General features: G+C 40.9%; 11 protein-coding genes. 9 read left to right on the top strand and 2 right to left on the bottom strand.

Annotation, left to right across the window (positions count from 1 at the left end):
• Positions 1–2 precede the first annotated feature (2 nt).
• Positions 3–1,970: an anaerobic ribonucleoside triphosphate reductase gene (locus GQY27_RS01760; RefSeq protein ID WP_160031788.1), complete on the bottom strand. Its 1,968-nt coding sequence runs from the start codon at positions 1,968–1,970 to the stop codon at positions 3–5.
• A 468-nt stretch (positions 1,971–2,438) separates the two neighbouring features.
• Here GQY27_RS01760 and GQY27_RS01755 point away from each other — a divergent pair, with 468 nt between their 5' ends.
• The 6 genes from GQY27_RS01755 (at position 2,439) to GQY27_RS01730 (ending at position 7,807) form a co-directional block, all read left to right on the top strand.
• Complete coding sequence (locus GQY27_RS01755; protein WP_236570434.1) at positions 2,439–3,968, top strand: MDR family MFS transporter; 1,530 nt, start codon at positions 2,439–2,441, stop codon at positions 3,966–3,968.
• 329 nt (positions 3,969–4,297) lie between these two features.
• Positions 4,298–5,158 carry a hypothetical protein gene (locus GQY27_RS01750; RefSeq protein WP_160031787.1) on the top strand — a complete coding sequence of 287 codons (861 nt, stop codon included), beginning with the start codon at positions 4,298–4,300 and terminating at the stop codon, positions 5,156–5,158.
• Complete coding sequence (locus GQY27_RS01745) at positions 5,155–5,796, top strand: hypothetical protein (protein ID WP_160031786.1); 642 nt, start codon at positions 5,155–5,157, stop codon at positions 5,794–5,796. Before GQY27_RS01750 ends, GQY27_RS01745 begins: the two co-directional genes overlap by 4 nt.
• Positions 5,797–5,850: 54 nt before the next feature.
• A complete protein-coding gene (locus GQY27_RS01740; RefSeq protein WP_160031785.1) occupies positions 5,851–6,372 on the top strand; it encodes a hypothetical protein in 522 nt (173 codons plus the stop codon).
• A gap of 29 nt (positions 6,373–6,401) precedes the next feature.
• Positions 6,402–6,749 carry a DoxX family protein gene (locus GQY27_RS01735; RefSeq protein ID WP_160031784.1) on the top strand — a complete coding sequence of 116 codons (348 nt, stop codon included), beginning with the start codon at positions 6,402–6,404 and terminating at the stop codon, positions 6,747–6,749.
• A 203-nt stretch (positions 6,750–6,952) separates the two neighbouring features.
• A complete protein-coding gene (locus GQY27_RS01730; RefSeq protein WP_160031783.1) occupies positions 6,953–7,807 on the top strand; it encodes a GRP family sugar transporter in 855 nt (284 codons plus the stop codon).
• Positions 7,808–7,831: 24 nt separating this feature from the next.
• On the opposite strand, the gene GQY27_RS01725 is transcribed toward GQY27_RS01730, so the two are convergent.
• Positions 7,832–8,707 carry a LysR family transcriptional regulator gene (locus tag GQY27_RS01725; protein WP_160031782.1) on the bottom strand — a complete coding sequence of 292 codons (876 nt, stop codon included), beginning with the start codon at positions 8,705–8,707 and terminating at the stop codon, positions 7,832–7,834.
• A gap of 200 nt (positions 8,708–8,907) precedes the next feature.
• On the opposite strand from GQY27_RS01725, the gene GQY27_RS01720 reads away from it, so the two are divergent.
• The 3 genes from GQY27_RS01720 (at position 8,908) to GQY27_RS01710 (ending at position 11,972) form a co-directional block, all read left to right on the top strand.
• Positions 8,908–9,972, top strand: coding sequence for a stalk domain-containing protein (locus GQY27_RS01720; protein WP_160031781.1), 1,065 nt, complete (start codon positions 8,908–8,910; stop codon positions 9,970–9,972).
• Between the two features lie 122 nt (positions 9,973–10,094).
• Positions 10,095–10,604, top strand: a complete 510-nt coding sequence (locus tag GQY27_RS01715; protein WP_160031780.1) for a PTS sugar transporter subunit IIA — start codon at positions 10,095–10,097, stop codon at positions 10,602–10,604.
• A 267-nt stretch (positions 10,605–10,871) separates the two neighbouring features.
• Entirely contained in the window at positions 10,872–11,972 is a 1,101-nt protein-coding gene (locus tag GQY27_RS01710; protein ID WP_442950869.1) for an ABC transporter substrate-binding protein, read from the top strand.
• Positions 11,973–11,988 lie beyond the last annotated feature (16 nt).

The raw sequence follows: 11,988 nt of genomic DNA, 5'->3' as shown, positions 1-11,988 counted from the left end.
GATCATAGATGTTTAACCCGATCTCTGACTTCTGCTTGTTTCGCTGAGTTGAATCGAACTGTGTAATCTCCAGTTAAATATCCAGTTACTCTGCGAAGTCGGCTGAAATGAATGTCATTTTCATGTATTCCACAGCTTGGACATTCCGTACCAATGACACCTTCATAACCACAGGAAGGACAGCGGTCTAATGGGTGGTTGACTGAGAAATAACCGATATTTTGAGACAGCGCGTATTGTACAATTCGGCGGAATGCATCCTGATTATTACGAGCATTTCCATCCAGCTCCACATAAGAGATTGCTCCTGCATTGCATAGCTCATGGAATGGTGCTTCCAGCTGAATTTTCTTCGCAGCGGAGATCGAATAGTAGACAGGAACATGGAAAGAGTTCGTATAGTAATCACGATCATTAATTTCAGGTAGAATTCCGTATTTATTTCGATCCAAAACGGTGAATTTTCCTGATAACCCTTCTGCCGGAGTAGCAAACAGGGTAATGTTCAGATTGTATTCATCCCCTTTTTTATCACAGAAGTTCCGCATGGTTTCTATAATACGAACTGCCTCTTTGTAGGATAATTCGTCTTCCGCATGATGTTTTCCGTATAAAGCTTTCATACATTCTGCAAGTCCAATAAATCCGATTGACAATGTTCCATGCTTCAGCAGGGAAGCTACGGGTTCATCAGGATTCAAATGTTCGCCGCCTTCCCAGACACCTTCCCGCATCATAAAGTCAGAAGCTTTTGCAGGTTGAACAGATTGAATAGCGTATCTATGCAGCAGCCCTTCTAAAGCAATCTCCATGACGCGGTGCAAATTCTTGTAGAATTCTTTCAGATCGGGTTCTGTCCGTTTACGCAGCGCAATCCCATGTTCAATGCCAAGCTTCACGAGGTTAACGGTATTAAAAGAGAGGTTTCCTTTTCCACTTTGACGGTTGCGGCCAAACCGGTCAGCGATCGTACGCGTACGGCAACCCATGGTAGCAATAATGGTATCCGGTTCATTTTCACGATAAAACGGCAAATTAAAAGTAGCATCGACATTGACGAAATTCGGATATAATCTCCGGCTGGAACATTCGAGCGCTTTTACAAAAATATCGTAGTTGGGTTCGCCGGGAGCTTGGTTAATCCCTTGTTTACATTGGAAAATATGCTGAGGGAAAACAGGGGTTTCTCCATGGCCAAGTCCTGCGATGGTAGCATCAAGAAGCGCATGGGATACAAGTCTTCCTTCTGCAGACGTGCATAATCCATAGTTTAGGGACGTAAACGGAATTTGACCGCCTGCCCGGCTGCTCATTGTATTTAAGTTATGAATAAGGGATTCAGCAGCTTGATGTGTCTCTTGAATGGTTTCATTCATGGCAAAAGCGTAGGCTTTAGGACAGGTCGTTTGTGCGAGTTCGCTATTCATATGGATATATTCTTGATCAAGTTCCGCTGATTCTTCAAATAATTGTTTTCCTTTTCGGAAGTGTTTTCTAAAGGAGCGTGCCACGTATGGAGCCAGGTCCCAATCGATTTTGTTGGCAGAAACACCGCCAAATTGACTGTTTTGCTGAGACTGAAAAATAATAGCGACAAGTGACATCGCTGACATGATCGACTGAGGGGTTCGCACAGAACCATTTCCTGTATTAAAACCGCGTTCTAGAAGCCGATCAAAAGGAATAAAGATGCAGTTAGTTGTACCGAGCGCATATTGGTCAAGGTCGTGAACATAAAGTTCGCCTTCCGTTATTGCTTGAGCAACCTGTTTGGGAAGGACGTGCTTCATCACATGTTTCTTCGCAGTTTCAGAACCAATTTTACTCATCTTTCCGCTAAAAGAGTCTCCGTTCAGATTTGCATTTTCTCTAAGCAGATCTGTGTCCTTACTGCCTAAGATTTGGTCCATTATATCTGTGAGTTCATCTGCTTGTTTAGGATTAGGTATAAATGCTTCTAATTTTGCCATAATGAATGATCTCCTTCTAAATCCGTTTTCTGTTATGTGTAGTTTGTTTTGGATGAATTCTATGTTTTTGTTATGCGATACATACTATATATTGATCTATTTGAGTATCATACCTACAAGATGTACTCCAAGTGTATGACAAAAATCACAGATTAGCGTGCGTAGAATCCTATCCAGAAACTCAAAAAAGTCCCTTAACCCTTGTCATCAGGGGAGGAAACGCTAAGCAATATGAGGTGAAAAAAACATAAAAAATGAAGGGAAAATGTTTTATAAATCAAATAATTAAAATAATTAAAAAACAGTTATAGATAGGAAATACAGATGCAGAAGAAACTGGGATGTGTTATGTTGTAGCAGTGCGATAAGTCACGATCCTTACTCCTTACATTAGTCTGAATACCTCACCTTCAATGAAGGAGGTAAACGGATTTATATATATAGATAGAATGGGATGGAGGAGAACAATTGAATACAACTTCACTGAATGATACGGCAGATAACAACGAGAATAAGAGTTATGACTCACCGAAAGTTGGTTTGCTTCTTGCTGTTTTATTATCGGGTGCCTTTGTCGCGATTCTTAACGAGACACTGCTGAATGTAGCTTTATTTCAAATCATGGGTGACCTGAGTATTGAACCTCACCTGGCACAGTGGCTTTCGACTAGCTACATGCTTGTCATCGGTATACTGATCCCCGTATCTGCGTATTTAGTTCAGCGGTTTTCAACAAGACAACTATATTTATCTGCAATGACCTTGTTTCTAATCGGGACAGTCCTTGCCGCAGTCAGTGCAAGCTTCGGTAATCTTCTCTTAGGAAGGGTCATTCAAGCCATAGGCACCGCTGTGCTCATACCCCTGATGATGAATATTATCTTGGCTGTCATTCCAATCGAACGCAGAGGAGCTGCGATGGGACTGATTGGACTTGTTCTTATGTTTGCACCCGCCATTGGACCGACATTATCTGGTTTTATACTGCAGCATTTATCATGGCGCTGGTTATTTATCTTGGTAGCTCCGATCGTAGCCCTAACACTGATCTTCGGATTTATGAAGCTGCGAAACGTTACCAGTACAAGCAGACCGAAACTGGATGTGTTCTCCGTTATTTTGTCTACGATTGGTTTTGGAGGAATTGTATTCGGATTTGGTAGTATGGGGGAAGGCGGCAGCACAGCGATCCAGAGTTATGTGATTTTTATTATCGCAATTGGCGCTATATCTCTTGCTCTCTTTGTGTGGAGACAGATGAAGTTGACCGCACCTGTTATGGATATGAAGGTATTTATCTATCCAATGTTTTCTATTGCAGTTGTATTATCCATCATCGTAATGATGACCATGTTTGCTATGATGCTCGTTTTACCTCTTTATTTGCAAGAAGTGATGCTTTATAGTGCTTTGATGACTGGACTTGTCATGTTACCTGGCGGACTCCTGAATGGGCTCATGTCGCCAGTTATGGGGAAATTATTCGATAAATATGGGCCGCGGGTGCTTCTTCTGCCTGGGATGCTCCTTATGATTGCTACCATCACTTGTTTCTTATTGCTGCCATTGCAGTCTGCTTGGCTCGTGGCCATTCTTCAAACGTTCTTAATGATATCTATTGCTATGATTATGATGCCTGCTCAGACTAATGGACTAAATGCTCTTCCTGCAGAGTTATATCCGCATGGGACAGCGGTGCTGACTACGCTGCAACAAACGTCAGGTGCTCTCGGAGCAGCAATCTTCATCTCGATCATGCAGAATGGGGAGAAGAAAGCGCTAAGCGGCATAGCGAATCCTGGAACGGCTGAACTGAATGCAGCGATGACTACGGGGGTAATGGACGGATTTAAGATTGGACTAATTCTCGCTTGTCTCGGTCTCTTTCTTGCTTTATTCGTGAAAAGAGTGGCAGGACAGACAGCAACGAGTACAGCTTCTTCCGCACACAGCGAGACGGAACTTATAACAGGAACGGCAACGGTAAAGGGAAAATAAATAATTATGCAAATGTACTGAATCATGTATGGTTGAGTGGAATGCAGTTGAAAAGGCAGATCAAATGGACCTCAATTTGATCTGCCTTTTTTTGTGGTTAATAGGAATTACAGTACCTATCTTTCCTCATTTTCTAATGGGTGGTGAAAGCGTCTCTCTACATGCTCTTCCTTTATGGTACTATATAAGATGTTTACTAAAACAGTCGATGCAAAAGCTGCTTATGGCTGATTGGCTGTTTAATGCTGATCATGCTCATCTATCCATTTTTTTGGATCAGAAGATGACGTAACAAAATATTATGCGATGAGAAGGAAGGAAGAACACGATTGAAGTACAAAGAACTGATCCATTCATCAAGGAAGCGTAAGACTACATTTATAGGATTAGGGCTATTATTTATTTTGCTAATCTTATGGGCGGGAAACATCGGGTATTACAACAGTATGCAGCTTAAGAAACCTGTTTTTCCTACCCACTATTTGACGACAACGATTTTTAAAGGAACAAATTGGATGGAAATTGATTACTTGGAGAACAAGGGACCGGGAAAGAAAGTGAAGTCTATCTTGATCGAAGAATTTAATAAGGAATCTTATGCCAAAAAGGAAAGAGCATCTTATAAGTATCAGTCGCCATACCAAATGCATTTTGAATTCACCGAAAAAGATCTAGAGTATTTACCTGATCAGAATAAAGAACTCATCGTTAACACCATAACTGTAAATTATGATGATGGCACCTCGGAACAGGTTCCGATTGGTGAACTTATCTTCCGTGCCGATCCAGAGAAATCACAGAATTTAGCCTTCATTCACGGGGGATCTTCTTCTGACGGTTCGGGATATGATGTGTTTGAGATGAACTCAGATGCAGTACTTGAGAAAATTGAATTAAGTCATACCGATAAATTAAACGATTTATTCCAGCTTCGTGTGTATGGCAAACCGTATGATCAAGTTACATACCCTAAACAGGTTAAAAAAGGCGATAGCATCCATTTTCAGTATGCGTCTATAGAACCGAGACTTGCGAAAGATGGGTTTATCTCTTATTCCGTAGGAATTTTAGTTCATTTTAGATTACCAGACGGTTCCAAAATAGTTTACGATCTCCTGACAAGCAACCATTTTTATTATTCATCGGATGAAATTAAAACAATTGTGCGAGATGGGGGTGCAGGGAAATGACCAACCTCTCAACTCAGCAGGTCAGTGAAAAAGCACTTCGCCTAATGGCATGGGGATTTACCTTGCTCATATTGGATTTTAATATCATGAATTTTGATATTTTCAATGATTTGTTAGGATATGTACTCATTTTATACTCGCTGTCTTCTTTAGAAGCAGAGTCGGTTCTTTTTCAAAAAGTAAAATGGATTACGTTTATTCTTTTTATTGAATCGTTTATAAGAGGTTGGATTCCGAATATAAATAGGGGGCTGTGGTCGCAAGACATATCTCTGATCTCCATTGTATATGGGCAGGTTTCCTCCTTAGTCAATTTACTGATGATTGTGCTGTTGTTTACTTCGCTTGGGCAACTATCGATATGGCAACAAATGAGTAACCCGTCACTGGAAAAGGCATTCCTAATTAGACGCAAAGCGTTTATTAGCTTACTTGTCCTTCAGCAATTTTTTTATCCTTTTATTATGAATTTGGAACAAGAATGGGAAGTTGTTATGACGATCTATGCTGTCTTATACGTATTTTTTATGTTCTTATTGATTCGGCTGTTGTTTCGCTTGGCTAAGGCATATCATGGGGTACATCAAGAACAAGAAAAGGATGCGAGTAATATGGAGAGCAGTGATCCATACTTATAGAATAGGTACTTGTTAGAACGGATAGTGAGTAGGGATAGAAGGGAGAAGTTTATAATGGCAAGAGAAGTACACGCAGTACCTTTTGGTTACGAACCACCGAAGGAAACGTATAAAGGATCACTGCTCTATTATGATGATTTTGAGAAAATAACAGATATACAGTTATCTATTGCATTACAAACCGTAAAGGAACGTAAATTCACAAAGTTTATTCTCTATCCATTGCATGAAGCGACAGTAAAACGGATGACGAATCACCCAGTTCTTCCGTTATACAAAAGAGAAGACCGGTTGCATGAATGGAAAAGAGAACAGAATGATAGCATGATTACTGTGGAGAACTGGGAAGGCAAAAGAAAAAAATATACACCTATGGAATCGGCACTACGACATGTAACCGAGAAGTACAAAGGTCCTTTTTTTCTAATGCTGTCAAGCGAATATGCGAATTGTTTTGCTTCTTATCCTTTTTTTGATGAGTGGATCACTAAGATTAGATTGATTCTCGTTGATCATCCTAAATTTACGCATCCAAAATTAGAAAAGAATCAGCATCGATGGGAAGTTTTATCATAATGTGATAAGGAACACAAAGGAGATCTACAATGACAACAGTACTACAGGTGGGAACAGGCATCACGTTTTTGTTGCTGGGGATGAGTAAATTGATATCCGAAGAGGCAGCTGGCAAATATACAAGTTTTGGCTTGCCGAAGTGGTTTCGTTATGTGATGGGAATCTTAGAAATGGTAGGGGCTATTTTACTCTTTATTGGCAGCTTAAATCTCTTGCTTGGAGCAGCAGCAGCTTTTTATCTTGCAATTTTGACGGCATCGGTGATAATTATGCAGATAAAATTCGGCAAAGGATCCATGTCGGGAGTGTTACCCTCTGTTACCTTAATGATGATCTGTTTTGTTATTGTGAGCATGAACCTTGTAAATATATCGTAAGCCAAAGGAAGACTGCATTTTCTTATCAAAAGAAAATGCAGTCTTTTTTTTGAATTCATTTTCTTTTCTAATTACCTAATTCAAAAGCAATAAATTTGTTTACATAATATTGAGCATGTCTTTAAAGGTTCATAATTACGTATATAATTATGAACCTTTAAAGACATTTCTTTGATATTTATATAGAGAGAAGGATTAGGAATATGGATATTTTTTATGCAATCTTACCCGCTATATTCTGGGGGAGTCTTGTTTTAGTTAATGTGAAGATTGGGGGAGGACCTTACACCCAAACGCTCGGAACTACGTTAGGTGCTTTGCTATTTTCGGTAGGATTATACATATATGATCCGGTTCATCTGGATATGAAGACAATAATCATTGGTCTCATTTCCGGGTTCTTCTGGGTTCTGGGACAAGGTGGACAGCTAAAAACGATTGATGTGATGGGTGTCTCCAAAACACTGCCTATATCTACCGGTATGCAGCTGGTGGCGACGACGTTATTTGGGGCCTTTATCTTTAACGAATGGAATTCAGGGAAATCCGTCACATTAGGAATCATTGCACTCGTACTTATTGTTACCGGAGTAGTTTTTACATCCATTAAAGGAAAAAACGACAAAGACGACGATAAAGGAAACTTGAAAAAAGGTATTCTTATATTACTTGTATCTACCTTTGGTTATCTTGTCTATGTTGTTATCGTTCGTTTATTTGGAGTAGATGGTTGGGATGTGCTGCTTCCGCAGGGGATCGGAATGGTGATTGGCGGTATCGTCCTCACGGCAAAACAAAAACCATTTAACACCTATGCACTGAAAAATATTTTACCGGGCCTTATTTGGGCAGCGGGGAATATGTTCTTGTTTATCTCTCAAGATAAAGTCGGGGTGGCTACAAGCTTTACCCTTTCTCAAATGAGTGTAGTCGTAGCTACACTAGGCGGGATCTTTATATTAAAAGAGCATAAGACAAAACGACAACTCGTATTTATCTCTATCGGAATTATTCTTATTATTATTTCTGCAGTTCTGCTCGGAATCTCAAAGTCCTAGAACAAAAACCCTCAGTGTAAGGTCTTAGACCGTTACTGAGGGTTTTTCTTTATAATGCTGTATCGCTAGTTCTTTAAACCTCTCCGCGGCACAAGATAAATAATGTCCTTTCATCCAGCATAGCGATACCGTTCTTGAACTGCCGGCATTCACAATGCGGCGCAGCACGATACCTGTATAAGCAGATGAGGTCCAGGATCTCGCAGGGACGATCGCAAGTAATTGACCTGCGGCAACCATACGTTCTACAAGAAGGGGGTCCTCACTCTCTAATGCGATAGAGGGCTGTATGCCGGCCATTGCAAAACAACGGTCTGTAATGACACGCAGGCTGCTTGAACCAGGGGCCATTATAAAGGATTCATACCTAACCGCTTGCAGATGAATCGTCTCTAGGCTGGCAAGCGGGTGAGAATCCGGCAGGGCTAGAAGGAGTTCCTCATTGTATAAACAAACTCTTTCCATCGTCTGCGGTATGACCGGCATACTAGTCAAGCACAGGTCATGATGATAACTTCCCTCTACATAAGGCACAATGGCTACATCAAACTCGGGAAAACTCTCTTTGAACTTCATAATAAGTTCGGGAACATCTTGAGTATGTACGTCGATTGCCAGCTGAACAGAACCTTTTTTACCATCTGTTGTATCTTGCAACTGCTTTTTACCTTCCTCGAGCAGCTGTAAAGCTTCTGTCGCATACTTTAAAAAAATTCTTCCATTCTCATTTAGACGTATATATTTACCCAGTCGATCAAACAAAGGGGTATTCAGTTCTTTTTCCAACTGACGAATTGCTTTGGTTAATGCGGGCTGTGCCATATGTAACTCTTCAGCAGCACGGGTCACATGTTCCAGTTCGGCAACTTTAATAAAATAGGATAGCTGAGCAAGTTCCATAAGGTTAACCTCCATTCTGACAGTAAGAACACACTCTACCCAAGCTCCTATTATATTTAAATTTTTCCCATGTGTAGTATGAAGTTGGTTACAAAATGATGAACATATCTCAAAAAAATGGGTGAAATCCAACTATTTATCTTCCTATGTGTTTAATGTATAGAAAGAATACAATGGGATTAGAAAGAAGGGTTCTTCTTATGAAAAAATGTTGGAGTCATATTGTATCTGGTTTACTACTCTTTTCGGTTGTTGCTGGCTCTTATGCTGCGGCATCATTAGCAGATGCAAGAGAAATGCAAAAAGAGGTTACTATAGATGATAAAAGTTCTTCCTACGGATCTAAAGCTGCTATTCAGAATGACGTGTATATTCTTCCGCTAAGAATGATCCATGAATTAGCGAACGTGGAGCTGACTTGGGATAACGTCCATAAAAGAGCAGAGGTCAAATCACAAGGGAAAAAATATATAATCACTGCTGGAGAAAAGCTAGTTAAGACCAGTGCTGATCCGGTTCGACTTCTAACACCGGCTGAACTGCGAAAAGGCAATATCTTTGTTCCAGCCACCTTATTGGCAGAGATGTCGGGAGCTAAGGTAACCTTATCTGAGGACAATGTTGCGGCAGCATTTACTACAGCAAATTATTATAAAATGCATCCTGAGGGAGAGCCAGATATTACACTGCTTCCCATGAAAATAGGGGAAGATGATTTTATCGAAGGGATGAAGCTGAAATTCTCAGGAAAAACCTATTCCTTTCCTGATTGGAGAGGGATGTGGGGATGGAATTATAAACCTGAAATAAGTACGGAAGATATTTCAGGAGACGGACACAAAGAGATTATTGTCGTGAACACACTGGGGTATGGAACAGGAGTATTCAATCAAGAAGCTAGAGTATGGAATCCAGTACCCCGGAAAGAGGAGAAGATCGATTCGCTTAAAAAGATAGTGGATGAGAATATAGAGTCCACGATTAAGGCAGGTAAGAATCAGATACAGATTAGCCTGAAGATCAAAGGGCACAAAGAGCCCATCACTCAAGCGATTAACGAATCCAACGCGAGCGAGTTACGTTTGAATGATGGACTTGGATTTGGTGCATGGGAGAGATACATGGTGAGTGACGGGAAACTAATGATGCGAGCAAGTGCGAACTATACAAATACATCTGCCGCGGGGGAACTCATTGTAACGTATCAATATAAAGATCATAGATATCAAGCTGATGAAATAAAATATGAAGTGCTGGATGAATAGCCCATAAATGCTGATTGATAAAAGGTAGAGCTAATCCTCATAAATGCATGAAAAAGCGTAGTAGTATATAATAATAATGTACTACATAAATAGACTTGGATAGATAGACTGGAGGAGATTGTATGTTTAAGTGGTTAAAAGGCAAGACACAGACAAAACTCGAACTACTTGAAGTGATGGCTCCTTTGACAGGAAAGGTGGTTCCTTTAGATCAGGTTCCCGATCCGGCATTTGCACAAAAAGCAATGGGAGAAGGAATTGCAATTGAACCAACCGAAGGAAAAGTGGTAGCTCCTTTTGACGGTAAAGTTGCTCATTTAATTGAAAAAAGTAAACATGCTGTTATTTTAGAGCATGCTTCAGGAGCACAAGTTCTCATCCACATTGGTGTTAACACCGTATCTCTCAAAGGAGAGGGATTTAAAGCTCATGTTAGTACAGGAGATGAAGTGAAAGCAGGTCAACTTCTGATTGAGTTCGATATGGATGCTATTCAGGCTGCAGGATATCCGGTAATTACTCCTGTTCTGATTCCTGACGGAGTAGATGCAATTAAGAGTGTAGAGCCTCTGGACAATGCAGGTTCCGTAACCGCTATGTCTGAAGCCGTTTTGCGTGTACATCTTAACTAAAAATTTAAATTTCGGATAGTATTTTACGGGATGATTGCCGCTGCTGGCAGTCATCCTTTTTTAGTTATTGACGAAATAAAAAGACTCTGTTATGATTCAATTCATAAATCAAAGTAAATATATAGGGATTGTAAGGTTGACCGGTTTTACCGGAGACGCATTGCAGCAGAAAGGGATATTTTCTGCCGCTTGCGTCTTTTTTTGTATCCGGGAGACAGAACCTGAGGATCAAAGTGCAAAGGATAGAATAACAAGGGAGGCTAGAAGATGGGTCAGTTAGAAGGCAGAGGGTATTCAACCGTACCAAGGGTAGAACAGAGAAAGCGGATGAGAGGCAGATCGCTTCACATCCTCATCGCGGTGATATCAGCAGCCCTGCTGACAGCCGGTTGCAGCAATGATAGTAAAGTTGTTTCAGCATCCTCTGAACAAGAGGGGGGAATTGAAACACTGGAGCTGCGTTATCAAGGCTCAACGGGAGCTGTGACCTATCCCGAGCTTGCAGAAGATCTCGGATACTTGGCTCCGATTAAACTCAAATGGATTGGCAATACGACCAGCGGACCGCAGGATATTCAAACAGCAGCTACAGGACAGTCCGATTTTGGTGGAGCTTTTAATGGAGCGATAATTAAACTTATCTCTGCAGGAGCACCAATTAAGTCCGTCATTAGTTATTACGGCATGGATGAGTTAACCTTCAACGGATATTACGTTCTGGAGGGAAGTCCAATCAAAAGCGCTAAAGACCTGATTGGCAAGAAGGTGGGGATGAATACACTCGGCGCACATGCTGAATTTGTATTGAAAGAATATTTGCTTAGGGGAGGATTGACAGAGGAAGAAATCAAACAGGTGACGCTTGTCGCCCTGCCTCCAGTAAATACGGAACAATCCCTGCGTGCTAATCAGATTGAGGTGGCAGTCTTGGGCGGAATTCTAAGGGACCGGGCTCTAGATCGGGGCGGGATACGTCCACTGTTCAGCGATTACGAGTTATTCGGAACTCAAAGCGCGGGCACGATTGTTTTTACGAAGCAATTTATTAAAGAAAATCCAAACACCGTAAGAAAATTTGTAGAAGCAACGGCGAAAGCCATTGAATGGGCTCGAACTCAGCCGAGAGAGACGGTCATCAATCGGTATACAGATATCGTTAACAAACGCGGCCGACAGGAGGATGGGGCCAATCTGCAGTACTGGAAATCATCAGGTATTGCAGGTAAAGGAGGCACAATCCGTGAAGAGGAGTTTGAAATATGGAGGAAATGGCTAGAGAGCAGTGGTGATGATCAAGCTGGAAACGTAAAATTTGAAGATTTATTCACTAACGAGTTCAATCCTTTTAAGGACGAAGATAAAAAATAAAACAGCAGCCATAAAG

Source organism: Paenibacillus sp. An7 (assembly GCF_009870785.1).
GTDB lineage: Bacteria > Bacillota > Bacilli > Paenibacillales > Paenibacillaceae > Paenibacillus.
This window is presented reverse-complemented; position numbering and strand designations above follow the sequence as displayed.

Bases quoted from the DNA above. Each gene is read 5' to 3' on its own strand.
- GQY27_RS01760 (WP_160031788.1), bottom strand. From the start codon at position 1,970: ATGGCAAAATTAGAAGCATTTATACCTAATCCTAAACAAGCAGATGAA.
- GQY27_RS01745 (WP_160031786.1), top strand. From the start codon at position 5,155: ATGACCAACCTCTCAACTCAGCAGGTCAGTGAAAAAGCACTTCGCCTA.
- GQY27_RS01740 (WP_160031785.1), top strand. From the start codon at position 5,851: ATGGCAAGAGAAGTACACGCAGTACCTTTTGGTTACGAACCACCGAAG.
- GQY27_RS01735 (WP_160031784.1), top strand. From the start codon at position 6,402: ATGACAACAGTACTACAGGTGGGAACAGGCATCACGTTTTTGTTGCTG.
- GQY27_RS01730 (WP_160031783.1), top strand. From the start codon at position 6,953: ATGGATATTTTTTATGCAATCTTACCCGCTATATTCTGGGGGAGTCTT.
- GQY27_RS01725 (WP_160031782.1), bottom strand. From the start codon at position 8,707: ATGGAACTTGCTCAGCTATCCTATTTTATTAAAGTTGCCGAACTGGAA.
- GQY27_RS01720 (WP_160031781.1), top strand. From the start codon at position 8,908: ATGAAAAAATGTTGGAGTCATATTGTATCTGGTTTACTACTCTTTTCG.
- GQY27_RS01715 (WP_160031780.1), top strand. From the start codon at position 10,095: ATGTTTAAGTGGTTAAAAGGCAAGACACAGACAAAACTCGAACTACTT.
- GQY27_RS01710 (WP_442950869.1), top strand. From the start codon at position 10,872: ATGGGTCAGTTAGAAGGCAGAGGGTATTCAACCGTACCAAGGGTAGAA.